Raw genomic sequence first — 24275 nt, 5'->3', positions numbered from 1 at the left:
ACCATGATCGGTGAACTCCGCAGCTTCGTCTTCGACTGCCCGAACCCCCGCAACCTCGCTTCGTTCTACGAAGAGGTGCTCGGGATGGACCGCATCATCGACAACGATGACTGGGTCGCCCTCAAAAAATCCGATGGCGGTCCCCGGCTGGCCTTCCAGCAGGTCGAAGGCTACGTCCCGCCGCAGTGGCCAGGCCAGCTCGTGCCCCAGCAGGCACACCTCGACGTCGAGGTCACAGACATCGCCGAGGCCGAGCGCGCCGTTCTCGCCCTCGGTGCAACAGACGCCGGCTACCGCGAAGACGATTTCCGCGTCTATCTCGATCCAGCCGGCCACCCGTTCTGTCTCGTCTTCTGACTCACACCGCCGGTCGTACCTGCGGCTGGATGCCCCTTACGAACACGCCCGCTGAGGCGTAGTGTCCGCAGCATGAGCACGGTCATTTCAGCGCGCGACCTGCGAAAGTACTACGGGCGCGTCCATGCACTCGACGGCCTCGACCTCGAGGTCGCGGCGGGAGACATCCACGGATTTCTCGGCCCGAACGGTGCCGGAAAGTCGACGACGATCCGCATCCTGCTCGGACTGGCGAGAGCCACATCCGGCAGCGTGTCGGTCTACGGCAGGGACCCGTGGACCGATGCCGTTCCGCTCCACAGCCGGATGGCCTACGTGCCGGGGGGTGTCCCGCTCTGGCCCACACTCACCGGGGGTGAGGCGATCGACCTGCTCTGCCGGCTGCGAGGCATCCAGGACCCGGCGGCCTATGTGGCGCGGCGCGCGCATCTCATCGAGGCGTTCCAGTTCGATCCGAGCCGCAAGGGACACACCTACTCCACCGGCAACAGGCAGAAGGTCGCCCTCATCGCGGCGCTCGCCGTGCCTGCCGGACTGTACCTGCTCGACGAGCCGACCTCCGGTCTCGACCCGGTGATGGAGGCCGTCTTCCGCCGCGAGATCTCGGCGGCTGTCGCCGACGGCAGCACCGTCGTTCTGTCGAGTCACATCCTCAGCGAGGTCGAAGCCTTGTGCGACAGAGTCAGCATCATCCGGGCCGGAAAAATCGTCGAGACCGGGACCCTCGCCGATCTGCGTCACCTCACCCGTACCGACGTCGCCTTCGCGCGTGAGGGACTCAGTGACGACGACCTGCGCGCCATCCCCGGCAGCCCCGATCTCGTCTTCGACGGGACCCGTGCCCACTTCACCGCAGACAGCGACGAACTCGTCGACGTTCTGCCGGCTCTCGCTGCCCTGAGGGTGCGCGGGCTCACGATCACGCCGCCATCGCTCGAGGAACTGTTTCTCAGCCACTATGGCGGCGAAGAAACAGAGGCCGCGCCTCGAACGAGGCGCCAGGCTCGCGTCCACAGGGCGAAATGATGGACACCCTCCTGCGTCTCGTCCTCCACCGGTTGCGGCGGGACCGTCTGCAGATCCCGATCTGGATCCTGTCGATCGCCGGGTTCGTCTTTCTTGCCGCCGTCGGTCTGCAGAACACCTTCGGTTCGCTCGCGGAGCGGACGGTGCTCGTTCGGCTGGCGACGGCCAACCCCGCGATCATGCTGCTGCGTGGTCCACCGCAGGGCACCGATCTCGATGCCCTGCTGATCTTCACGGTCTTCGGTTTTCTCGGCGTTCTCGCCGGGCTGATGAACACCTTTCTGGCTGTGCGCCACCTGCGGGCAGAGGAGGAGAGCGGACGGGCATCGCTCATCTCAGCGACACCCGCCGCCCGGGTGTTCCCTCCGCTGTCGACGCTCGTCTACGGCTTCGGCGTGGACGTGGTGCTCGCTCTCGCGGTCGCTGGGTGCTTTCTCGCCGCGGGCCAGGACCTCTCCGGCTCGATCGTCGCTGGACTCGCTCTCGGCGCGGTCGGCATCGTCTTCCTCGGTGTGGGTGCAGTGGCATCCGAGCTCATGGCCAGTTCCCGTGCAGCGAACGGCGTCGGTGTCGGAGCGGTGCTGCTCGCCTATCTGCTGCGCGGCCTCGGTGACGCGTTCGGTACGGTGTCTGCCGACGGCCTCAGCGCCGAGAGCGCCTGGCCGTCGTGGCTGTCACCGATCGGCTGGGCCCAGCAGACCCATCCGTTCACTGAGAACACCCTCGCGCCACTCATCCTGTCCGTTATCGTTGCCGCGGCGCTGATGGGGGTAGCCGGCCTCGTGCTGGTGCGGCGCGACTCAGGGGCGAGTGTGCTCGCGAGCGGCGCGGGCCGGGAGGCCGCCGACCCTCGCCTCTCGGGGGCATTCGGCCTGGCGTGGCGGCTGCAATGGCCGTCGATCCTGGCCTGGTCTCTCGGCGGCGCGTTGTTCGGAGTCTTCGGCGGTTCGCTCGGAACCGCCATCGGCTCATCGGATCTCGGAAACGGGCCGATCGCCGACGAGCTCAGTGGACTCACCGGGGGTACCGGCTCCCTGACCGAGGCATTCGTCTCCGTGGTCTTCACCATCGTCGGCGTGATTGCGGCGGGCAGCGCCATCCAGTCCGTCGTGCGATTGCGGCAGGAGGAGGCGTTGGGAACAGGGCACCTTCTCCTGGCCACTCCGCTCTCGAGACTCGGCTGGCTGGTCAGCTATCTGGCCGTCGGAGTGATGGCCGTCGTGCTCGTCCTCGCGTCCGGCGCCGCTGCGGCGGTCGTCTCCTCAGCCGCGGTCGGAGCGCCTGAGCTCGCAGACGATGCGGTCCTGGCAGCTGTGGCCCAGGTTCCTGCCGCACTCCTCTTTCTCGGCGCGGTGGCCACCGTCTGGGCCCTGCTTCCTCACCTCACGGCAGGACTCGGCTGGGGAGCTCTCATCCTCGCCGTCTTCCTCGGAATCTTCGGGCAGCTCATCGGACTGCCGGACTGGACGGCCGACCTGTCGCCGTTCACCCACAGCCCGCAGCCAGCAGGGGCAGACACGGACTGGACCGGGGGAATCGTCATGGCCGGAATCGCTCTCGCGGCCGGGGTCGCGGCATCCGTCTTCTTTCGCCGGCGGGATATCGCGGGCGGATGACGCCGGTGACAGCGCCGGGCGTCAGGTTCAGGTGGGGGTCGACCGAGGACCGCTGAGCGCGACGACCGAGCCGCATCCGTCTGGTGCGAATTCGCAGCCCGCGATCCTCCCCGTTCTCCTAGGGTGGAGGCATGACTGACGCAGATCTTCCCTCCGGCATTCTTCTCGACGAACTCGATCGGGCGGTGCGGCCGCAGGACGACCTCTACCGGCACGTCAACGGTCAGTGGCTCGATCGCACCGAGATCCCGGCGGACAAGGCGCGCTGGGGGTCGTTCCACATGCTCGCCGAAGAGGCCGAGAAAGCCGTGCAGACGATCATCCTCGAAGCGCAGGATGCCGGCGACAGCGTGGAGGCCGACGGCGAACAGCGCAAGGTCGGTGACCTCTACGCGAGCTTCATGGATGACGATCTCATCGAGGCGCTCGGCGCGACTCCGATCGCCGGTCAGCTCGCCGCCATCGAGAACATCGGCTCGATCGAGCAGCTCGTGCGCACCACGGCGCAGTTCGACCGCGCAGGGGTGAGCGGCTTCTTCCAGCTCTACGTCGACAACGACCCGGGCAACCCGGAGCGCTACCTCGTTCTCGTCGAGCAGGGCGGCATCTCGCTGCCGGACGAGAGTTACTACCGAGACGACAAGTTCGCCTCGATCCGGTCCGCCTACGTTTCGCACGTGCAGCAACTGTTCGAACTCGTCGCTGACGGAATTCCGGGTGGAGCGCAGTTCAGGAACGCCGCTGCCCGCGCGCAGCACGTGTTCGACCTCGAGACCGAGATCGCCGCCGTGCACTGGGACAACGTTCGTTCACGGGACAGTGAGGCGACCTACAACCTGCACACGTGGGCCGAAGCCGCAGCACTGTTCGGGGGCGAAGGAGGAGCATCCGCTCTCCTCAGCGCCTGGCGTGAGGCACTCGGCGCGCCGGAGGGAGCCTTCGACGAACTCGTCGTCCGGCAGCCGAGCTTTTTCGCCGGCCTTGCGCCTCTGCTCGTGCCGTCGAAGCTCGAGGCCTGGAAGGACTGGCTGGCGTGGAAGGTGATCCACGGAGCAGCCCCCTACCTTTCGAACGAATTCGTGGCATCGAACTTCGCTTTCTACGGTCGCACCCTCTCTGGCACCCCTGAGATCCGCGACCGCTGGAAGCGCGGCGTCTCGCTCGTCGAGGGCGTGCTCGGCGAGGCCGTCGGCAAGATCTACGTGGAGCGTCACTTTCCGCCGCAGGCCAAGGAGTCGATGGACGTGCTGGTCGAGAACCTCGTCGAGGCCTACCGGCAGTCGATCTCGACGCTCGAGTGGATGGGCAACGACACCCGCAGGCGCGCCCTCGAGAAGCTCGAGAAGTTCACGCCCAAGATCGGGTTCCCCACGACGTGGCGCGACTACTCGACCCTCGACGTTCAGCGCACAGACCTCATCGGCAACGTGCGCAGGGCGAGCCTGTTCGAGTTCAACCGCGAGCTCGGCAAGATCGGCAAACCGCTCGATCGCGACGAGTGGTTCATGACCCCGCAGACCATCAACGCCTACTACAACCCCGGTTTCAACGAGATCGTCTTTCCTGCCGCCATCCTCCAGTTCCCGTTCTTCGACGAAGGGCGGGATGCCGCCGCGAATTACGGTGCGATCGGTGCAGTGATCGGCCACGAGATCGGGCACGGCTTCGACGACCAGGGTTCGAAGTACGACGGAGACGGCAAACTCACCGACTGGTGGACCGCGAAGGACCGCAAGGCGTTCGAGAAGCGCACAGCGTCGCTGATCGAGCAGTACAACGCGCTCGCGCCCGCGCAGGTCCCAGACCACCACGTCAACGGCGCACTCACCATCGGCGAGAACATCGGCGACCTCGGTGGCCTGTCGATTGCGTGGAAGGCCTACCTGCTCTCCCTCAACGGGGAGACGCCTCCGGTCGTCGACGGCCTCTCCGGTGCTGAGCGTTTCTTCCTCTCCTGGGCGCAGGCCTGGCAGCAGAAGGGCAGGGACGCTGAGGTGATCCGCCTGCTCGCGATCGACCCGCACTCGCCGAACGAATTCCGCTGCAACCAGATCGTGCGCAACATCGACGAGTTCTACGAGACGTTCGGCGTCGGGGCATCCGACGCGCTCTGGCTGGAGCCGTCGCAGCGGGTCACCATCTGGTAGCTCGCTGTCGCTCGCTCCGACCGGGCGTGTCTCACATCGGATCTGCGATACTGACAGAGACGGCTGGTCGATGCATCCTGCACCTTCGGACGGCATCCGTGGCCGAACGCAGAGCAAACCGATCCGGTGCGACCGCGAAAGCGGCAGTGGGGACGCGTCGGGCACTTCACGGAGATACATGCCAGTGGCACCGCCGACGCAACACCCAGCACCGCAGTCCCGCGGTCGAACGCGGCAGCGCGAGCGTCGGCGAGCCCGGCACAGGTCCGCGGAGCCCGCTGAGACGTTCAGCCACAGCCTCAAAGCGCTGGGCTACCTGGCCCGCAACGGTGTGCAGGTCTCTGCTCGGGTCACCGACCTGGCCACCGGCAGCGAGTTGCTGAGTGTCGATGACTATGTGGTGATGCCGACAGCGTCGATCGGCAAGGTCCTGCTGCTCGTCGATGTGGCCGCGCGCCTCGACGACACCGAGTTCGCGGCTCTCACGATCCTCGACCGCGAATCGAATGACTCGGTCGGGGACTCGGGCCTCTGGCAGCACCTCCAGGTGCCGTCGCTCCCGGTCGCGGATCTGGCCTCGCTCATCGGGGCGACGAGCGACAACCTCGCCACCAACGTGCTGTTGCGGCTGATCGGCCTGGACTCGGTCCGCAATCGCGCCGAGGCGATCGGCCTGAAGCGCACGGCTCTTCTCGACCGGGTGCGCGACCACCGCGGCCCTGACGATGCGCCCCATCTCTCGGTCGGATCGATGAAGGAGCTGGCCTGGCTCTTCTCTGCGATCGCCCGCGGTGAGATCGTCGACGCATCGACGAGCCAGCGGGTGGCGGGCTGGCTGTCGCTCAATGCCGACCTCTCGATGGTGGCCTCAGCGTTCGGCATGGACCCGTTGTCGCACCGGAGCGGAGATCACGGCATCCAGATGTTCAACAAAACAGGCGTAGACACCGGGGTGCGCGCCGACGTCGGTGTCGTTCGCGGTCCGCGGGCCGGGGTGTCGTACGCGGTCGCCGTGTCGTTCGCCGACACCGACCTTTCGACCCGCCTCGCCGTCTACGACGCGATGCACACAGTGGGCCTCGACCTCGTGGAGTACATCCACTAGCGCGCGCCGGCGCGCCGAGGGCGTCCGTTCGCCCGTGGCGCTGCCGTGTGGGTGAACTATGCTGCACCTTTACGTCGATGCTGCTGTTGCAACAGCAGCATCGGCAAGAAAGTGCAGCATGGACGCGGCGGGCACTCACGAAGGTGCAGCATCGACACGAAACTGCAGCATCGATACACGACGGCCCGGATGAGGGCTTCTGGACCGCGCGACGCTGTCGACCGCACAACGAGCACTTGTGATCATTCGGGCGGGAATGCGATCGGCGTGCCGTCGATGTTTGACGTGCGACCACAGCGGGCGCACCGGTAATAGCGGCCCCCTTCTGGTGAATCCTGTGTGATGACGTATTTGTGGATGCCGATTCGGCATCGCAGTGGTCGTTTCATGTCCGCCTCCCCTGACTGGGTTTGCGTCGGGTGCAGCGGATCGCGAACCGGCGAGCGGCTGACGCCATCGGCGCCGTTTCTCGGCACGGTACTCCCGCTCGCGACCGGAGACAACCTCTCTGCCGCGCCGAAGGCATCCGTTCCGGTCGAAGACACCCCGCACGCCGGATGCCTTCGACCTCAACGGGAGTTCTCGCTATGTTTCGGTCGAGGGAAGGGTGCGGTCGCCTCCATGGTTGCACTCCTCACGACAACCGGAAGGACACCCCGTGGACAACGTTCTGCAGATGAGACTCGTCGTCGAGGCCGACGACTACGACGCGGCTGTTGCGTTCTACCGCGACGCGCTCGGGCTCGACGAGGAAGCGGCGTTCGAGGGCGACGACGACGCCCGCGTGATGATCCTCGACGCCGGTCGGGCGACACTCGAGATCATCAACCCGGCGCAGAAGCGCATGATCGACGACGTCGAGGTGGGGCGCCCCGTCGCCCCGAAGTTCCGGCTGGCCTTCGAAGTCGCGGATGCCTCCAGCGCCACCGAGACGCTCACCGAGGCGGGTGCGACCCTCGTCGCCGCGCCGACCGAAACGCCGTGGCGGTCACTGAATGCGCGGCTCGAGGCCCCCGACCTGCAGATCACGGTGTTCCAGGAGCTCGACGAGTCCCACTGACCGGTCAGTCGATCAGGTCCATCTCGGCCAGACGACGCAGCACCTCGGCGCCGGCCGGCGGGCAGCGGTGCAGGTCGGCCGTCGTCACCCAGTGCAGCGCGCTCACTTCCGCGCTCGGCCTGGGCTCGGCATCGGCGTCGGCGGTGAAGACGACCATTCGCACCAGGCGGCCGTCCGGCTCACCGTGCGCCTGGGTCACCACGGTGAAGAGTTCGCGTACAGAGCCGGGGACGAGCCCGACCGCGACTTCTTCGCGGGCCTCGCGCGCAGCGGCATCCGCCGGGAGTTCACCCGGGTCGATCTTGCCGCCGGGGAGGTAGAGCACGTCGCGACCGCGCGCGGTGACCATGAGCATCCTGCGGCCGCTGAGCAGCACGACGGCGGCGACCTGCAGTTCGGCGAGAGAGGTCATCGGTCGTCTCCGGAGACGGTACCTGCCCCCGCATGGTCCCGCATCGGATGCTCCGTGGTCTCGACGAGAAGCTGAACGCCCTCGCTGACCGCATCGATCGTTTCGGTGCGACTGAGGATGCGGAAATGTCCGTCGACGGGGAGCAGTACGTTGGTCGCGCCGGTGAGGACGCTGCCGTCGGGAACGTGGGGGTCGAACCCACCGAAGACCGAGACGATCGCCCCGTTCACCCCCGAGCTGTTGCCGAGGCTCACGATCGTCTCGTCCGTGGGCATGAACGCACGCAGAGTGCTGCCGAGCACGAACCGGGCGTAGCGGGAACCACCGAAGGGTGTGCAGACGGCGACGAGTCCACGCAGGTGCAGATCGTCGCCGGTGAGCAGCAGGTGCTTGCCGACGAGCCCGCCCTTGCTATGCGCGACGACAAGGCGCCCAGCCGGGTTCGCTCTCACACGGGAGAGCGCACGGGCGAGGCGCTCAGATGTGTCGACGATCGGGCGACGGTTGTAGCCGAGGCCGTGCACGACGCTGATCGGATAGCCGTCGGCGTTGAGCCGTTCTGCGATCGGCCGGAGAAAGCTCCACCGTTCGTAGACGCCGGGGAGAAGAACGATGGTCGGCTTTCCGGGGTCCCCGGTGGCGAACGAGACCGGGACTCCCCAGGTGAGCAGCGCACGCGCGTGCATGGCTCCCGCGTGCACATAGTCGACAGCCCAGACCCTGAGCTTGTGGAACAGTGCGGTCATCATCGTCGTCCTTCCGCGTGGCGGGCGACCAGCGACGCTACCGCCTTGCCGTTCGTCATCATCACTTCGTGCCCGGTCCCTGGCACCTCCATGTACCGCGAGTCAGGGACCGCAGCGAGGATCCTGTCCACCCAGCTCTTCGGACAGAGTCTGTCATCACTCCCGCGGATGATCAGCGTGCTGGCCCGGACGTGCGGCATCGTCTTCTCGACCTCGTGGTCGATCATCATCCGCAGCTTCTTGACGTACCAGCGCGGCCCTGCCTGCAGGTAGTAACGCAGGCCGGACCGGAGCACACTCAGTTGCGCACCCCAGAGGTCCTGGGCGAGTCTGAGGGCCTGGATCCGTCTGCCCCGTTCATCAGGGTTCACGGTCGGGCTGATGAGCACGACGCAGTCGAAGAGCTCAGGATGCCGTGCGGCGGCCTCGACCGCGATCTGCGATCCCATGGAGTGCCCGACCAGGACCGGTCGCTCGATCCGCAGGCGCTCGACGAGTTCGGCGATGAGGTCCCCTGACTGCACCATGTCGAGCGGTGTCTCGGGTTCGGGGGCATCTCCGAAGCCGGGCAGGTCGAGTGCGTAGACGCGACCGGTGCGTCCGAGCGTGTCGGTCAGCGTCCCCCAATAGCGCCTGCCCATGCCGATTCCGTGCAGCAGAATGAAGCTCGGACCGGTGCGCACGCCGCTCTCCGCCACGATCGTCACGCGCTCCCGCGAGCGAAACTCGGAGACGGAAGGGGCAGACATTGCGCCAGTCTACGGACGCACGATGGGCGGCGACCGGGGCGAAGTCGCGCGGCTAAGCTTGGAGGGCGTCCGTGCAGCCGGCACGGGCCCCCGTTCGCATCAGGAGCCACAGTGGCCGCATCCAGCCGTCTCGACTCAGTCATCGCCCTCGCCCGCCACCGCGGATTCGTGTTCCAGGCCGGTGAGATCTACGGAGGGTCGCGATCCGCCTGGGACTACGGGCCGCTCGGCGTCGAGCTCAAAGAGAACATCAAGCGGCAGTGGTGGAAGTACATGGTCACCCGCCGCGACGACGTCGTCGGTCTCGACTCCAGCGTCATCCTGCCGAAGAAGGTCTGGGAGGCATCCGGTCACGTCGGTGTCTTCACCGACCCGCTGGTCGAGTGCCTGCACTGCCACAAGCGCTTCCGTGAAGACCATCTCCTCGAGGCATTCGAGGAGAAGAAGGGGCGAGCGCCCGAGACCGGGATGCTCGAGATCGCGTGCCCGAACTGTGGCACTCGCGGCGAGTGGACGCCACCCCGCGACTTCAACATGATGCTCAAGACCTACCTTGGCCCGGTCGAAGACGAGTCCGGCATGAACTACCTGCGCCCGGAGACCGCTCAGGGCATCTTCGTGAACTTCGCCAACGTGCTGCAGGCGTCGCGCATCAAGCCGCCGTTCGGCGTCGGCCAGATCGGCAAGAGCTTCCGGAACGAGATCACGCCAGGAAACTTCATCTTCCGTACCCGCGAGTTCGAGCAGATGGAACTCGAGTTCTTCGTCGAGCCGGGCACAGACGAGAAGTGGCACCAGTACTGGATCGACTACCGCTTCTCCTGGTACACCGACCTCGGCATCGACCCCGAGAACCTGCGCCTGTTCGAGCACCCGCAGGAGAAGCTGTCGCACTACTCGAAGCGCACCGTCGACATCGAGTACAAGTTCGGTTTCGTCGGAGGGGAGTGGGGCGAGCTCGAGGGAGTCGCCAACCGCACCGACTTCGACCTCACCACGCACGCCGAGCACTCCGGCAAGGACCTCTCCTTCTTCGACCAGGGCAAGAATGAGCGCTGGGTTCCGTATGTCATCGAGCCGGCGGCCGGACTCACCCGCTCGCTCATGGCCTTCCTCGTCGACGCGTACTCCGAAGAGGAGGTGCCGAACGCAAAGGGCGGCACAGACAAGCGCACCGTGCTCAAGCTCGACCCGCGCCTCGCTCCTGTGAAGGCTGCCGTCCTCCCGCTCAGCCGCAACGAGGCCCTGTCGCCTGTTGCCAGGAAGATCGCAGCCGAGCTGCGCGAGACCTGGAACATCGACTTCGACGACGCTGGCGCCATCGGCCGTCGGTACCGTCGGCAGGACGAAATCGGTACTCCGTACTGCATCACCGTGGATTTCGATTCGCTCGACGATCACGCCGTCACCGTGCGCGATCGCGACACCATGGAGCAAGAGCGCGTGCCGATCGACACGCTCTATCTGTACCTCGCTGAGCGGCTCAAGGGCGCATAGCCTCACGATCGTCCTCAGCCGGATGGACACCGGCACCGGCCCAGGACAGGGGAGAAGTCCCCATGCCACACACCGTCACGGTCGTTGACACTGCTGAGCCCTGCTGACAGCATGGAACCCGGCTTACGAAGGAGCAGACAATGACTGACAACACCCCGCCAGTACCCCCCGCCGGCTCGAACCCCTCCGGACAGAACGCGCCCCAGTACGGCGCGCCCCAGTACAACGCGCCGCAGCAGCAGGCTCCGGGCTATGGCGCACCGGCTTACGGCCAGTCCGGCCAGACCAACCCGAAGTGGAACGTCCTCTCGATCGTCTCGATCGCTGGCGCCGTCCTCGGCTTCAACATCATCGCGGCCATCCTCGGATTCATCGCGCTCAACCAGATCAAGAAGACCGGCGAGCAGGGCAAGGTGCTCGCGATCATCGCGATCGTCCTCGGCATCCTGTCGCTCATCATCATCATCATCGCCGTGATCGCGTTCTTCGCGGCACTCAGCGCTGGTGTCTCGACGTACGAAACGTACTAGAGCGCACAGAAACGCCCCGCCACGATCTCGTGGCGGGGCGTTTTTTGTGTTGTGCTGCGACGGAGAACAGGCATCATCGCACGGTTGTCGCGCTCAACAGGTGCGGATGCACGCTTCCGAGCGGCGGTACCTGTCGAGCGTCACACGACGGCTGCCGATCAGGATGCCGCTTCGTCTTCGGCGAGGATCGTCGCGACCGGCTCGACCTCCACAGTCAGCCCGAGCAGCGCGTCGAGGGCGTCGAGGTACCTCTGCGCCTCACCCGAACGCGCCAGCTCGCGAGCGCGGACGGTCGGCGCGTGCAACAGGCGGCCCATCATGTGCCTGAGTGCCTGCTCGGCCACACCGTCAGGATCGCGGGGTGCGACGCGGGCGATCTCGGCGTCGAGGAGATCGTGGGCACGCCGACGCAGAGCGACGACAGCCGGGTCGAGGCTCTGCTCGTCGGTGACGGACGCGAACTTGCGGGCGGCGCGATTGACGATCTGGTGGGCGTGGTCCGTTGCCTGCAGTTCCTCGAGGGGAGCGTGGATGCGGATCGTCTCGAGGTCGAGCAGGTCGACGCCGTTCACTCCGGCAACATCGGGGTCGACGTTGCGCGGGAGTCCGAGGTCGATGACGAGCTGGCCGGCACGGTGATCGACCGGGCAGCCCGGCGTCTCGTCGCGCTCGAATGCAGGGAGCGACTCGCTGAGCGCGATCCGCCCGGCCGTGAGGCTCGCAGCATCCAGGACGAAACCGGATGCCGTCGTGCAGGTGACGATGATGGTCGCGTCTGCGGCTGCGCTGGGGAAGGCATCCGCTTCGACGGCGTGAATCCCGTGGCTGGCGGCGAACCGTGCCGCGCGCCCGGATGGAGAATAGACGCCGACGTCGGTGACACCGCGGTCGCGGAGGGCGGCGAGGCTGGCACCGGCATACGCCCCGGTCCCGATGAGCAGCACGCGAACGGTGGACCAGTCGACGATACGGCTCTCGGCGAGGTCGAGCGCGAGGCGCACGATGGAGCGGCCCGCGCGTCCGAGCGGGGTGTTGTTCTTCACTCCGCGTGACGTTTGTGATGCCCGCTGGAACAGCCGCTCGAGGTCGCTCGTCGTCGTGCCCGATTCGCGTGCACTTTCGAGCGATCGTCGCACCTGACCGGCGATCTCACCCTCGCCGACGATCACCGACTCGAGTCCGGCTGAGACCGCGAAGAGATGCCGAGCGGCTTCTTCATCGGTGTGGACGCTCCAGGTGGCGTGCAGTTCGTCTGCCGGGATGCCTGAGGCGGCGCTGACGGCGGCGGTCGCGGCTTCGACACCGACCTGCTGGCCAGCGGTGACCGGCTCATCGAGATCGATGTAGGCCTCGAACCGGTTGCAGGTCGAGATGACGACGGCGCCCGCGACGCATTCGGAGTGCCCCGTGATGAGTCGCGCAACCGACTCGGCGCCCCCGGAGAGTCGCTCGAGCAGGTCGAAAGAGGCGTTTTTGTGACTCGCCGTCAGACACATGAGCACGGATCAAGGATACCTTCTCCGATCGGGTGCTCCGGTCGGGGAAGGGTTCGGAGTCACGCGGCGCCGTCAGGAGCGGATGAACTCCCAGCCGATCATCAGCATGGTCACGAGAAAACCGACGAGGAAGTTGAGCCAGAGAAAGTGCCTCCACCCGCGGTTCGCCCGCTCGGAGACGTCATCATTGATCGACCGGTACGGCAGAACGGCGAGGAGGTACGGTACGGCCAGAAGGGTCGCGAGAGGGCCCGGCCAGTCCGTGAACAGCATGAGGAGCCCCGCGAACGTCCACGCGCCGAGAGCGAGGCGCACGGTTGTTCGCGCGCCGAGCACGGTGGCGATCGACGCGACCCCGCCCGCTCGGTCCGGGAGCACATCCTGCACGGCGCCGAAGGCGTGGCTCGCCATTCCCCAGAGGAAGAACGCGCCGAGGACGGCGAACAACTGCGGGGTGAATGTCGCCCCCGCGAGCACCAGGGCGTAGACCGCCGGGCTCACGAAGTGGGTGCTCGACGTGATCGAGTCGAGGAAGGGTCGCTCCTTGAACCGCAGGCCAGGGGCCGAGTACGCGACGACGGCGAAGAGGCTGACAGCGAGGACGAGCCAGGATGCCGGCGAGCCCAGCACAACGAGCACGACGATGAACGGCAGGCACGTCACAGCGGAAGCGAGGAGCGTCCACCGGTGCAGACTCCGGTCGAGCAGTGCGCCTTCGACTCCGCCCTTGCGTGGGTTGGCGAGGTCGGATTCGTAGTCGAAGACGTCGTTGATGCCGTACATGGCGAGGTTGTACGGAACGAGGAAGAACAGCGTTCCGACGACGAGCGTGAGGTCGATCGACCCGGTGGTGAGGAGGTATGCGGCAGCGAACGGGAATGCGGTGTTGATCCAGCTCAGTGGCCGTGAGGAGAGCAGCAGCTGCCCGGCGACGCGACTCGGGCTGTTCACGGTCATTCGTCACTCCGGAGGGATGCGCGGGAGCGCCGTCCGAGCAACGACCAGAGAGCGGGAAGCAGGAGCAGCCCGGCGAGGGGATACGCGAAGTCCTCGAGAGGGGCGGATCCGATCAGGATGCCGGCCAGGTGCCCGGGTTCGTAGACCATGAGGCCGGTGGCGATCATCACGTTGTCGAAGAGGGCGGTGAGGACCATCAGTGCGACGCCGGCGGCGAGAACGGGAAGCCGCCAGCGGGCGACAAGGTCACTCCGGTCGTCGCGGGTGGCCAGCGCCAGTGCCAGAACGACGGCGGCGACGGCGAGGAAAGCGATGCTCAGTGTGAGGTAGGTCACTGTCGAACCTCCGTGCGTGCGCGGATCAGCCGGTCGGTGCCTGTGACGAGGATCATCGTGAGGTAGCAGAGGAAGGTGAGGAAGAAGAGTTCTTCGATCGGCAGTTCAGGCGCGACCACGAGGCCGGTCATGAACTCGGTCTCCCCGCGGTAGAAGATGCCGAGCCCGATGCCGAACAGGTCCCAGAGCACGAAGAAGGCGACCCCGATGAGGGTGACGATCGTGGCGCGACGGGCATCGCGCCAGAAGAAGAGTGAGAATCGCCGGTCGAGGAGCACCATGCAACCGAGTGACGCCAGCAGGGTCAGCAGGTAGATGACGCTCATAGCGGCTCGGGAAGCGGTCCGGTGCTGAGGTCGCCGCGGATCCGCTTGATCACGAGTTCGGCGCTGATCAGGCACATCGGCAGCCCGATGCCCGGCACGGTCGTGGCCCCGGCATAGTAGAGGCCGTCGACCTTCGACGAGACGTTCTTGCCGCGGAGGAAGGCGCTCTGCCTGAGCGTGTGCGCCGGGCCGAGCGATGTGCCCCTCCACGAGTTGAAGTCCTCGGCGAAATCCCGCGGGCCGACGGTGCGACGCACGACGATGCGCTCGGCGAGGTCCGGCACGCCGGCCCAGGTCGAGATCTGGGCGATGACCTCATCGGCGAGATGCTCGACGAGGGGGGAGCCGTCGCCATCGTCGCCGCCCGAACCGATCGACGGATCGGCGGGAACGGGAACGAGCACGAAGAGGTTCTCGTTTCCGTCCGGCGCTGCGCCGCCATCCGTGGCGCTCGGGCGACAGACATAGATGGATGCCGGGTGCGGAATCGACGTTTTGTCACCGAAGATCCGGTCGAAGTTGTCGTGCCAGTCCTCAGTGAAGAAGAGGCTGTGGTGGGCGAGCTGCGGGAGTGCGCCCTCGACGCCGAGCAGAAGGAGCACGGCGCCAGGCCCGGGGACGCGGTCTTCCCACCAGCTCTCGGGGTAGCTCTGAAGTGCGGGAGGGAGCAGTTCGGTCTCGGTGTGGTGGAGGTCCGCTGCTGAGACGACGACGTCTGCGGTGAGGCGGTGCCCGGCACCCGAGCCGTCGGTGTACCGGACACCGGTGACCTGGGCGCGCGTGCCGCCGCCCGTCGTTATCGCGGTAACCGTGGCATCCGTCGTCACAGTGACCCCGGCGCCGACGGCGAGCGCTTCGATCCGCGAGATCACCTCGGTGAAGCCGCCTCGAGGGTAGTAGACACCGTCCTCGAGGTCGAGGTGGCTCATCAGGTGATACAGGCTGGGGGCGATGAACGGCGACGAGCCGAGGAATACCGCGGGGTAGCCGAGGATCTGGCGCAGTCGCGGGTCGCTGAACGACCGCGAGATGAGGGTGTCGAGCGGCTGCAGGAGCAGTCTGGCCAGCCGACCGGTGCGGCCGAGCACATCGCGCGTGATCGCTGTGCGATACGACTGGAAGGTGCTGTAGAGGAACCGTTTCACCGCGATCTGGTAGGTGTCGCGGGCGGATGCCAGATAGCGGGTGAGCGCGATGCGTGCGCCAGGTTCGACCCGTTCGAAGGTGTCGAGATTGGTCTCACGGTCTGCGGCGATGTCGATGGGCTCGTCGTGCTTCTCGAAGAAAACGCGATAGCCGGGGTCAAGCTTCTCGAGGGCGAGTTCGGCGTCTGCCGAGCTGCCCATGAGCCTGAACCAGTGGTCGAAGACCTCGGGCATGAGGTACCACGACGGGCCGGTGTCGAACCGGAAGCCGTCTTTCTCCCAGCTTCCTGCGCGGCCTCCGACAGCGCTCCGCGATTCGAGCACGGTGACCGAGAAGCCGTCGGCGGCGAGGAGCCCTGCCGTCGCGAGCCCGGCGATTCCTCCTCCGATGACGACAGCGGTGCGTCCGGTGGGTGCGGCGTTCATCGGAACCTTCCCGGGGTCGCCGAGCGCGCGAGGACGGCCAGTTTGGTCCGCGTCGAGACCCGCACGCGGGTGGTCAGCAGAAGCGCGGCCGGGGTGGCGCTGACCTTCTCGGTCAGCACGCTGAAGAGACCATGGGCTGCGGCGACTGCCCTGCGGCAGTTGGCGGGGAGGTCGGGGATGGTCGCGCCTGCAGCGTCGAGGTCGTCCTGGATGTCGGCGACAAGAGCGTCCTTCTGGGTCTCGGTGAGTGTGCCCGGATCGATGCCGGGGAAGTAGCTGCGACCGAGCACCGCCCAGTCGACGGCCAGGTCGCGCAAAAAGTTGATCTTCTGGAACGCGGATCCGAGGCGCCTGGCGCCCTCCTCGAGCCGCAGCCGCTCCGAAGCGCTCACGTTGTGCGTGGAGAGGAACACCCGCAGGCACATCAGGCCGACGACCTCGGCTGAGCCGTAGATGTACTCGCTCAGTTCCTCCTGGGTGAAGTTCACCGGGGTGAGGTCGCGGCGCATGGATGCGAAGAACGGCGCAGTGAGGTCTGTTCCGATTCCGCACTCCCGCGCGGTGATCGCGAAGGCGTGCACGACGAGGTTGGTGCTGTAGCCGTCGAGCATGGCGGCCACCGTCTCCGCCTCGAGTGCGTCGAGCAGGGCGCGCTGCCTGTCGAGGTCGAGGCCGGCCTGCTCGGCTGCCCCGTCGACGACCTCGTCTGCGACCCGGACCAGTGCGTAGATGTCTTCGACGCGGTCCCGGACGTCACCGGAGAGCAGCCGGGATGCCATCCCGAAGGACGTCGAGTAGTCGCGGATGATCCGTGAGGAGCTGCGGTGGGCGACCCGCGAGTACAGCGCGAGGTCGTCTGCCCGCTTTGTGACCGTCATGCCGCCCGCACCACGGCATGCCTGGCGACCTCGCGAAGGTGCGCAGTGAGGGTCTCGGGCAGGGACGAGCCGTCGACGTGGTCGACGGCTCGTGAGACGTGGTCGTCGATGAGCGTGTCGACGAAGGTGCGGGCGCCGCATTCCTCGAGGGTGGCGCGCACGAGCAACCCGACCTCGTCTGACAGGTCGGGGTCGCCCAGGGCTTCGGCGATCCTCGGCCATTCTGCTGTGGATCTGGCGTGGGCGATCAGCGGGGTCTCTTTGCCGTTGCGGAGGTCGTTGATCACGCTCTTGCCGGTGACGGCCGCGTCACCGAACACACCGAGCTGATCGTCGCGGAGCTGGAATGCGATGCCGGCGAGCCGACCGAACTCTCCGAGCACCTCCAGGGTGTCGGTCCCGGCTCCGGCCAGGATCGCTCCGGCCTTGAGGGGAGCTTCGAAGGAGTAGCTCGCGGTCTTCTGCTCCGTCATCGCCATCACATCGGCGAGCGACGGCACCCGGACGCGGGCGCTGAATGCGACGTCGGCGAGTTCCCCGGCCGCCGTCACGAATACGCTCCGGTCGAAGAGGTCGAGAAGACGGGACCGGATGTCATCGCGCACGGTGAGGCGGGCGATGAACCCCTGTGCGGCCTGGATCAGGAGATCGCCGGCGAGGATTGCGGAGGCTTCCCCCCAGGTCCTGGCTGCCGCGGGTGTGGCGCCGAGCTCGGTGGCATCCGCTGCGAACGAGCCGACGAGGTTGGGCACGCCACGACGCACGAGATCCTGGTCGATGACGTCGTCGTGGAGAAGGAAGGCGGTGTGCAGCAGCTCGAACGCCGTAGCGACCCGGAGCGCCGAGTCGATGTCGATCCCGCCGAGATCGCGATACACGCCGACAACGAGTGCGGGGCGGAACCGCTTGCCGCCGGTACTCGCCTCTCGGGCGGCTTCCCAGAGCAGGCGATAGTTGTCGCCGTAGGCGGAGGCGAGACTGATTCGTTCGTCGAAGAAGTCGTCGAGCCGGTTCTGCACGGCGTCGTGCACGTCGGTGCCGGCGAAATCGGTGAGCACGGAGGTCATTGGCGCACCGGCCGGGTGCCGCCGAGGAACTCGAGTTGCGCGGCCTGGAGCACGAGCCACGGACTGAACGCCCAGGGCGTCGCAGCGATCGACTCTGCCAGCAGGGTCGGGTGCACCCACCTGGTGTCCATCACCTCGAGCGGGTTCGGTGCGGCGTCACGGTGGGTCACCGCGACGTAAACAGGGCAGACCTCGTTCTCGACGATGCCTGAGGCGTCGACGGCGCGGTACCGGAAGTCGGGCAACTCCAGCTGAATGTCGACGAGATCGATTCCGAGTTCGTACTCGGCACGACGGTGCACGGAGGCGATCGACTGTTCGTCCGGGCCGGGGTGACCGCAGAACGAATTCGTCCAGACGCCTGGCCAGGTCGACTTGCCGAGCGCCCGTCGGGTGACGAGAACGTTTCCGTCAGCATCGAACACGTGGCAGGAGAACGCCAGGTGAAGCGGGGTGTCCATCGTGTGGACCCTGGCCTTGAGATCGGTGCCGATGGCGGCACCGGCAGCGTCGAGCAGAACGACCCTCTCGACGGTCTCCTGGAGGTGCATCATCGCCTTCCCGCTTTGCTAGCCAAGTGAATTGCTAGATTAGCATGGCACTTTCCGTATGATTGCGGGATGGGTACTGATCGCACACCAGCCCCTCAGGCGTGGATGCTCGACCCTCGGGTGATCGACCCGTCGCAGGAGCTGGTGAATCGCTCGACGATGGACGACGCCGAGGTCGACTCCGTCGTGCGCGTGCTTGCTGCCCTCCGGGCCTGGTCAGACGCTGAGCAGAAAATGAGCCGCGCGTCGCAGAAACACATGAAACTCAACGCGACAGACATGAAAGCACTCCGTTTCCTTATGGCGTCGCGCAACGTCGACGCTGTCGTGACACCCGGGATGCTTGCCGAGACCCTGCAGATCTCCTCGGCGTCGACGACGAAGCTCCTCGATCGGCTCGAAAACGCCGGCCACATCCAACGCTCGCCACACCCCACTGACCGCCGCGCCCTGATGATCACCGTGACGGATGCCACGCGCACCGACGCGCGGGAGAGCGTGGGACGCAGCCACGCGCGCCGATTCGAAGCGGCCGCGAAGCTCAGCCCTGCCGAGAGGGACGTCGTCGTGCGCTTTCTCACCGACCTCAGTGAGCTCCCCGACCGATAGGCTCTGCTGGCAGCAGTCGAAGGAGGATTCGTTGCTCCGCAGACTGATGGTCCTGGTGATCGCCGGCGTACTCGCCATCGGCGCTCTTCTCGCGTACTCTTCCGGGTTCGATCTGCCGATCCCCGGACCGGGTACAACGGCAACGGCCCCTCCCGCCCCGCCGAGCTCGAACGACCACGACCTGCCCACCGCTCCAGGGTCAGCCGCCGAGTCGGCGACGGTCGTGCGCGTCGTCGACGGAGACACCCTGGTGATCGACCGCGGCAACGGCGACGAGCGGGTTCGGCTGGTGGGAGTCGACACTCCCGAGACCGTCGCGCCGAACAGCCCCGTCGAGTGTTTCGGCCCCGAGGCATCCGCCTACCTGACCGGGATGCTCACGGGCGCCTCTGTACGTCTCGATGCTGATCCGAGCCAGGCGGATGCCGACCGTTACGGCCGACTGCTCCGGTACGTGTGGGTCGCAGACGAGACCGGCAGCTGGGTGTCGGTCGAGGCGCTGCTGCTCGCCGGTGGCTACGCGGAACCGTATCGCGACGCTCACTCCCGCAAGGCCGGCTTCGACGCCGTCGCCGCGGAGTCGCAGGCCGCCGGGCGCGGCCTGTGGAGCGCCTGCCCGTGAGCGTCAGGCCGGCCGCTGCTCCGCTTCGAGGGTGATGCGGTTCGCCATGCCGTTGAAGATGATGCCGTGGAACGGCAGGATGGCGAGCCAGTACAGTCGCCCCGACAGACCACTGGGGAAGAAGACGGCGCGCTGGCGGTAGCGAGATCGACCGTTTTCGCCCGGTTCGATCTGCATCTCCAGCCAGGCTTTCCCCGGCACCAGCATCTCGGCACGGAGCCGGAGGTGCTTCTCGTGCTCGATCGATTCGACGCGCCAGAAGTCGAGCGCGTCACCGGTCTGGAGTTCCTGGGCGTGGCGCCGGCCGCGGCGCAGGCCGACTCCTCCGACGAGTTTGTCGAGCCAGCCGCGCAGCGCCCAGGCGAGGGGGAACGAGTACCAGCCGTTGTCGCCGCCGATCCCCTCGATGACCGTCCAGAGTTGCGCGGGCGAGGCATCCGTCTCACGGACCTTGAGGTCGATGAAGACGGTGTGACCCGCCCAGTCCGGGTCGCTCGGCAGCGGGTCGCTCGGGGCTCCGTCGACCGATGCGTTCTGCCAGCTCGTCTCGACGTCACCGTCGTTGATCTTGGCGAGGGCGAGGCGCACGGCACGGCGGTACCCGGTGAGCCCGCCATCCGGCGGGGCGATCACCGCATCGATGTCATGTTCGTTCATCACGCAGTCGTGCTGCAGCGACTCGATGATCGGCACGGCGATCCGGCGCGGGATCGGGGTGACGAGGTTCACCCACTGTGAGGCGAGCCACGGGGTGAGAACCGGGAGCGCCGCGATCGCGCGCTGGGGGAGGCCGGCTTCGACGGCATAGCCGTTCATCATCTGCCCGTACCGGAGGATGTCAGGTCCGCCGATGTCGAAGGTGCGGTTCACATCCGACGGCAGGTCGATGGCTGCAATGAGGTAGTGCAGCACGTCACGGATGGCGATCGGCTGGATCCGGTTGCGCACCCATTTCGGTGCAGGCATGTACGGCAGCACCTCGGTGAGGTGGCGGATCATCTCGAACGAGGTCGACCCTGACCCGATCACCACCCCGGCCTGGAACGCCACGGTCGGTACACCCGATGCGAGGAGCGTCGTGCCGACGAGCGCCCGCGAGCGCAGGTGCCGAGAGAGGTCAGGAACATCCGGGTGCAGTCCACCGAGGTAGACGATCCGCGAGACACCCGCATTCTTCGCGGCGGATGCCACGCTCTCGGCCGCTGCGCGTTCTTCCGATTCGAAGTCACCCCGGCCGGTCATCGAGTGGACGAGGTAGTAGAGCACGTCGATGTCTGCGCACGCGGCCGCCATGGCATCCGTGTCCTGCAGGGAACCTTCGACGATCTCGACCTGCCCTGCCCATGGCACGTCGCGCAGCTTCTGCGGCGAGCGGACGACGACCCTGACCTGGTGTCCAGCGTCGAGGAGTCGTGGGACGAGCCTGCCGCCCACGTACCCGGTCGATCCGGTGACCAAAATCCGTTGCGCGCTCATGGGCAGACCATACGCCCTCGGAACCGGAACACCATGGGAGGGCGGGGACACAGGAGGGATTTGACAGAATGAGAGCGTGCAGCTTTCTCAGAACCACCCGCTCGAAGCAGGACTCACCTCAGACTCCCGGCTGATCACCGCCTACCGTGGCGGCCGTCCGGACGTCACCCCGGTGTGGTTCATGCGCCAGGCCGGCCGGTCGCTGCCTGAGTACCGCGACCTGCGCGTCGGCACAGCCATGCTCGATGCCTGCCTGACCCCGGAGCTTGCCAGCGAGATCACGCTGCAGCCCGTCCGCAGGCACGGCGTCGACGCCGGCATCTTTTTCAGTGACATCGTCGTTCCGCTCAAACAGGTCGGCGTCGACGTCGAGATCGTGCCTGGCAAGGGGCCAGTCCTCGGCTCCGCCGTGCGAACGGCCGCCGATGTCGACCGGCTCGTCGCCCTCGACCCCTCCGTGCTCGACGAGACCCTGGTGCCGGTGATCGAAGCCGTCCGACTGACCATCGCAGAGCTGGGTTCGACCCCGCTGATCGGTTTCGCCGGTGCCCCGTTCACCCTCGCCGCCTACCTCGTCGAGGGAGGGCCGTCGAAGGATCACATCCACGCACGCACCCTCATGCACTCCGATCCGGATGCCTGGTCGCGGCTGATGGAATGGGTCGCAGAGGTCACCGGCCGGTTCCTGCGCGCGCAGGTGCTCGCCGGAGCATCTGCCGCCCAGCTGTTCGACTCCTGGGCAGGAGCACTGTCGCTCGACGACTACGTCCGTCACGTCGCCCCGGCGTCGACCCGCGCCCTCGAACACGTGCGCGACCTCAGCTACACGACGTCATCCGCTGACGCGGCGAGTTCCGGGACGCACAACGTGCCGATCGTGCACTTCGGCGTCGGAACCGGCGAGCTGCTCAAGGCCATGCATGACATCGGTGCAGACGTCGTCGGTGTCGACTACCGGGTGCCGCTCGATGAAGCCTCACGCAGGCTCGGCGGTGTTGTGCCGCTCCAGGGCAACGTCGACCCTGCGCTCCTCGCCGCTCCGTGGCCGGTGCTCGAGGCCCACGTCCGCGATGTGCTCGACCGTGGCGCGAGCGCCCCGTCGCACGTGCTCAACCTCGGCCACGGCGTGCCGCCGGAGACCGACCCGACCGTGCTCACCCGGCTCGTCGAATTCGTGCACTCACGATGATCGAACCCCGGCACCTCGTGGTGGTCGGCGGCGGGATCGCCGGCCTCGTCGTCGCTCTCGATTGCGCGAGGGTCGGCATCCGCGTCACCCTCATCGAGAAGGCGGGACGGCCGGGCGGGGCTGTCGCCACCGAAACGGTCGCCGGAATCCGCGTCGACACCGGCGCCGAGAGTTATGCCACGCGCGGCGGCACCGTGCGGTCGTTCGTCGACACCCTCGGGCTCGCGGACTCCGTTGTCACCCCCGCTGCCGCCGGTGCGTGGGTGCGACTGGAGAGCGGTCGCACCGTGCCCCTCCCGAAAGCCGGTCTGCTCGGCATCCCCTCGAACCCGCTCGCCGACGATGTGCGTCGCGTGATCGGCTGGCGCGGTGCGCTCCGCGCATACCTCGACCGCATCCGCCCGGTCCTGACGATCGGCCGCGAGCACAACCTCGGCGATCTGGTCGAACGCCGGATGGGTCGCGCCGTGCTCGACTCTCTCGTCGCCCCGGTCACCCGCGGCGTGTACTCGGCCGATCCAGCCGACCTCGATGTCACCCGTGCGGCGCCCGGGCTGAACCGTGCACTCACCGTGGCAGGCTCGCTGTCTGGTGCTGTCGCGATGCTGCGGGCGGATGCGCCGGCCGGTTCGGCGGTCGAGGGCCTGCGCGGTGGGATGTCGACCCTCGTCGACGCACTCGTCGCCGAAGTGAAGCGTCGCGAAGGCGAGGTGATCCTCGGCGTCGGAGTGACCGGTCTCGCGCGGATCGGGACGCCAGCAGAGGCTCTTTCCCGCTGGCAGGTCACCCTCGACGACGAACGTGTTCTCGACGCGGACGCCGTCGTTCTCGCCACCCCCGAAGCGGAATCGCTGAGCCTGCTTGCACCTTTCTCGGCAGCGATCTCCGCCGAGGAACCCGTCGCCACCCCGACGGTCGAGCTGGTCACCCTTGTTCTCGACGCTCCCGCGCTCGACGCGGCACCGCGTGGCACCGGAGTGCTCATCGCCGACTCGGACCGGTCGTCGGTCGTCGCCAAGGCGCTCACGCACTCCACAGCAAAATGGCAGTGGCTGCACGACGCCGCGACGGCGGAGCATCCGCATCGTCACGTGATCCGCCTGTCGTACGGTCGGCAGGGCGCCGAGAATCCGATCCTTGGTCGCCCTGACGACGAGGTCGTGCCTCTCGCGCTGCAGGACGCCGCCGAGATCCTCGGAGTGCCGCTCGACGAGTCCGCCGTCGTCGGTTTCACGCGCACGGTCTGGAGGGGCACCCTGCCGGGAGCGGCGATGGGCCAGCGCGAGCGCGCGGAGTCGCTGCGGAACGCGGTTCTCGAGATCGGAGACATCGACATCACCGGGGCGTGGCTCTCCGGCACCGGCCTGGCCTCCGTCGTGCCGGACGCCCTCGCGTCATCCGGCCGGATTCGGCACGTCATTGCCGCGTCGTACCTCGAATCAGGCGAGCTGAGCGACGGGCATACCAGAACAGGCATGGACAAAGCCAGCCCGGACGAAACCCCCGAGTAGGGTCTACGCTTGACACGCTGGCAGCGCGACGAAACGGAGTGAACATGAGGGGCAAGCTGATTTTTGTGGCCGGTCTGGCCACCGGATACGTGCTCGGATCCCGTGCGGGACGTGCACGCTACGAACAGATCAAGAAGAATTGGCTCAAGGTCTGGAACACAGACGTTGTGCAGGACAAGGTCGAGATCGTCGAAGGTTTCGCCAAGGCTCGCGCGAGCGAGATCCCTGGAGCATTGTTCGCCGGAGTGAAGAAGGTGTCCACCGCTATTGGTGGAGACGGAACTCCCGGCCAGAAACTCGACGCAACCATCGCCAAGACGAAGGATGCCGTCGACGACGTGGTCGAGAAGGTCAAGCCGGAGAGCTCGACGACGAAATCGAACGGTTCCGGTTCGAAGAACTCGTCCACCACAAGCACCACCAAATAGATGTCAGGAGTTCT

The 24275-nt window shown here is 66.9% G+C and carries 25 protein-coding genes; 13 read left to right on the top strand and 12 right to left on the bottom strand.

Annotation, left to right across the window (positions count from 1 at the left end):
* The first annotated feature begins 3 nt into the window (after window positions 1–3).
* The 6 genes from IWX78_RS02325 (at window position 4) to IWX78_RS02300 (ending at window position 7311) form a co-directional block, all read left to right on the top strand.
* The gene (locus tag IWX78_RS02325) at window positions 4–357 is read left to right on the top strand and encodes a VOC family protein (protein ID WP_196831764.1); all 354 of its coding nucleotides are present in this window, start codon (window positions 4–6) and stop codon (window positions 355–357) included.
* A 72-nt stretch (window positions 358–429) separates the two neighbouring features.
* The gene (locus IWX78_RS02320; RefSeq protein WP_196831763.1) at window positions 430–1383 is read left to right on the top strand and encodes an ABC transporter ATP-binding protein; all 954 of its coding nucleotides are present in this window, start codon (window positions 430–432) and stop codon (window positions 1381–1383) included.
* Window positions 1380–2999, top strand: a complete 1620-nt coding sequence (locus tag IWX78_RS02315) for an ABC transporter permease (protein ID WP_196831762.1) — start codon at window positions 1380–1382, stop codon at window positions 2997–2999. Before IWX78_RS02320 ends, IWX78_RS02315 begins: the two co-directional genes overlap by 4 nt.
* Before the next feature lie 131 nt (window positions 3000–3130).
* Complete coding sequence (locus IWX78_RS02310; RefSeq protein WP_196831761.1) at window positions 3131–5146, top strand: M13 family metallopeptidase; 2016 nt, start codon at window positions 3131–3133, stop codon at window positions 5144–5146.
* 178 nt (window positions 5147–5324) lie between these two features.
* On the top strand, window positions 5325–6251 hold the full coding sequence (locus IWX78_RS02305; RefSeq protein WP_196831760.1) for a serine hydrolase: 927 nt from the start codon (window positions 5325–5327) through the stop codon (window positions 6249–6251).
* 658 nt (window positions 6252–6909) lie between these two features.
* Window positions 6910–7311 (top strand): VOC family protein, encoded by a 402-nt coding sequence (locus tag IWX78_RS02300; protein WP_334684507.1) that lies wholly within the window; start codon window positions 6910–6912, stop codon window positions 7309–7311.
* 4 nt (window positions 7312–7315) lie between these two features.
* Here the strand turns inward: IWX78_RS02300 and IWX78_RS02295 are convergent, their stop codons facing one another.
* Genes IWX78_RS02295 through IWX78_RS02285 form a run of 3 tightly spaced genes read right to left on the bottom strand, consistent with a single transcriptional unit; the run spans window position 7316 to window position 9218 of the window.
* Entirely contained in the window at window positions 7316–7723 is a 408-nt protein-coding gene (locus IWX78_RS02295) for an NUDIX hydrolase (RefSeq protein WP_196831759.1), read from the bottom strand.
* Complete coding sequence (locus IWX78_RS02290; protein ID WP_196831758.1) at window positions 7720–8472, bottom strand: esterase/lipase family protein; 753 nt, start codon at window positions 8470–8472, stop codon at window positions 7720–7722. Before IWX78_RS02290 ends, IWX78_RS02295 begins: the two co-directional genes overlap by 4 nt.
* Window positions 8469–9218, bottom strand: coding sequence for an alpha/beta fold hydrolase (locus IWX78_RS02285; RefSeq protein WP_196831757.1), 750 nt, complete (start codon window positions 9216–9218; stop codon window positions 8469–8471). The genes IWX78_RS02290 and IWX78_RS02285 overlap by 4 nt, the downstream gene beginning before the upstream one ends.
* Window positions 9219–9329: 111 nt before the next feature.
* On the opposite strand from IWX78_RS02285, the gene IWX78_RS02280 reads away from it, so the two are divergent.
* Entirely contained in the window at window positions 9330–10715 is a 1386-nt protein-coding gene (locus IWX78_RS02280; RefSeq protein WP_196831756.1) for a glycine--tRNA ligase, read from the top strand.
* 140 nt (window positions 10716–10855) lie between these two features.
* Window positions 10856–11245, top strand: a complete 390-nt coding sequence (locus IWX78_RS02275) for a DUF4190 domain-containing protein (RefSeq protein ID WP_196831755.1) — start codon at window positions 10856–10858, stop codon at window positions 11243–11245.
* Between the two features lie 158 nt (window positions 11246–11403).
* On the opposite strand, the gene IWX78_RS02270 is transcribed toward IWX78_RS02275, so the two are convergent.
* From IWX78_RS02270 to idi, 8 genes are all read right to left on the bottom strand, one after another.
* Window positions 11404–12747 (bottom strand): glutamyl-tRNA reductase, encoded by a 1344-nt coding sequence (locus IWX78_RS02270; RefSeq protein ID WP_196831754.1) that lies wholly within the window; start codon window positions 12745–12747, stop codon window positions 11404–11406.
* A gap of 66 nt (window positions 12748–12813) precedes the next feature.
* Window positions 12814–13698: a prenyltransferase gene (locus tag IWX78_RS02265; RefSeq protein WP_196831753.1), complete on the bottom strand. Its 885-nt coding sequence runs from the start codon at window positions 13696–13698 to the stop codon at window positions 12814–12816.
* Window positions 13695–14033 (bottom strand): lycopene cyclase domain-containing protein, encoded by a 339-nt coding sequence (locus IWX78_RS02260; protein WP_196831752.1) that lies wholly within the window; start codon window positions 14031–14033, stop codon window positions 13695–13697. The genes IWX78_RS02265 and IWX78_RS02260 overlap by 4 nt, the downstream gene beginning before the upstream one ends.
* Entirely contained in the window at window positions 14030–14359 is a 330-nt protein-coding gene (locus IWX78_RS02255; RefSeq protein WP_196831751.1) for a lycopene cyclase domain-containing protein, read from the bottom strand. The genes IWX78_RS02260 and IWX78_RS02255 overlap by 4 nt, the downstream gene beginning before the upstream one ends.
* A complete protein-coding gene (gene crtI / locus IWX78_RS02250) occupies window positions 14356–15930 on the bottom strand; it encodes a phytoene desaturase family protein (protein ID WP_196831750.1) in 1575 nt (524 codons plus the stop codon). Before crtI ends, IWX78_RS02255 begins: the two co-directional genes overlap by 4 nt.
* Complete coding sequence (locus IWX78_RS02245; protein ID WP_196831749.1) at window positions 15927–16808, bottom strand: phytoene/squalene synthase family protein; 882 nt, start codon at window positions 16806–16808, stop codon at window positions 15927–15929. Before IWX78_RS02245 ends, crtI begins: the two co-directional genes overlap by 4 nt.
* Window positions 16805–17875 carry a polyprenyl synthetase family protein gene (locus tag IWX78_RS02240; RefSeq protein WP_196831748.1) on the bottom strand — a complete coding sequence of 357 codons (1071 nt, stop codon included), beginning with the start codon at window positions 17873–17875 and terminating at the stop codon, window positions 16805–16807. The genes IWX78_RS02245 and IWX78_RS02240 overlap by 4 nt, the downstream gene beginning before the upstream one ends.
* The gene (gene idi, locus IWX78_RS02235; protein ID WP_334684506.1) at window positions 17872–18429 is read right to left on the bottom strand and encodes an isopentenyl-diphosphate Delta-isomerase; all 558 of its coding nucleotides are present in this window, start codon (window positions 18427–18429) and stop codon (window positions 17872–17874) included. The genes IWX78_RS02240 and idi overlap by 4 nt, the downstream gene beginning before the upstream one ends.
* Before the next feature lie 66 nt (window positions 18430–18495).
* Between idi and IWX78_RS02230 the strand changes: the two genes are divergently transcribed.
* Together IWX78_RS02230 and IWX78_RS02225 are read left to right on the top strand one after the other, a co-directional pair.
* A complete protein-coding gene (locus tag IWX78_RS02230) occupies window positions 18496–19035 on the top strand; it encodes a MarR family winged helix-turn-helix transcriptional regulator (RefSeq protein ID WP_334684505.1) in 540 nt (179 codons plus the stop codon).
* Window positions 19036–19066: 31 nt separating this feature from the next.
* Window positions 19067–19657, top strand: a complete 591-nt coding sequence (locus IWX78_RS02225) for a thermonuclease family protein (protein WP_196831747.1) — start codon at window positions 19067–19069, stop codon at window positions 19655–19657.
* 3 nt (window positions 19658–19660) lie between these two features.
* Here the strand turns inward: IWX78_RS02225 and IWX78_RS02220 are convergent, their stop codons facing one another.
* Window positions 19661–21133: an SDR family oxidoreductase gene (locus IWX78_RS02220; RefSeq protein ID WP_196831746.1), complete on the bottom strand. Its 1473-nt coding sequence runs from the start codon at window positions 21131–21133 to the stop codon at window positions 19661–19663.
* A 76-nt stretch (window positions 21134–21209) separates the two neighbouring features.
* Here IWX78_RS02220 and hemE point away from each other — a divergent pair, with 76 nt between their 5' ends.
* The 3 genes from hemE to IWX78_RS02205 are packed head-to-tail and all read left to right on the top strand — an operon-like array spanning window position 21210 to window position 24261.
* Entirely contained in the window at window positions 21210–22322 is a 1113-nt protein-coding gene (hemE, locus tag IWX78_RS02215) for a uroporphyrinogen decarboxylase (RefSeq protein ID WP_196831745.1), read from the top strand.
* Complete coding sequence (hemG, locus tag IWX78_RS02210) at window positions 22319–23833, top strand: protoporphyrinogen oxidase (protein WP_196831744.1); 1515 nt, start codon at window positions 22319–22321, stop codon at window positions 23831–23833. The genes hemE and hemG overlap by 4 nt, the downstream gene beginning before the upstream one ends.
* A 44-nt stretch (window positions 23834–23877) precedes the next feature.
* On the top strand, window positions 23878–24261 hold the full coding sequence (locus IWX78_RS02205; RefSeq protein WP_196831743.1) for a hypothetical protein: 384 nt from the start codon (window positions 23878–23880) through the stop codon (window positions 24259–24261).
* Window positions 24262–24275: the final 14 nt, after the last annotated feature.

Source organism: Mycetocola sp. CAN_C7 (genome assembly GCF_015752285.1).
Classification (GTDB): Bacteria; Actinomycetota; Actinomycetes; order Actinomycetales; family Microbacteriaceae; genus Mycetocola_A.
The sequence above is the reverse complement of the archived record's forward strand: the minus strand, read 5'-3'. Positions and strand labels throughout refer to the sequence as shown.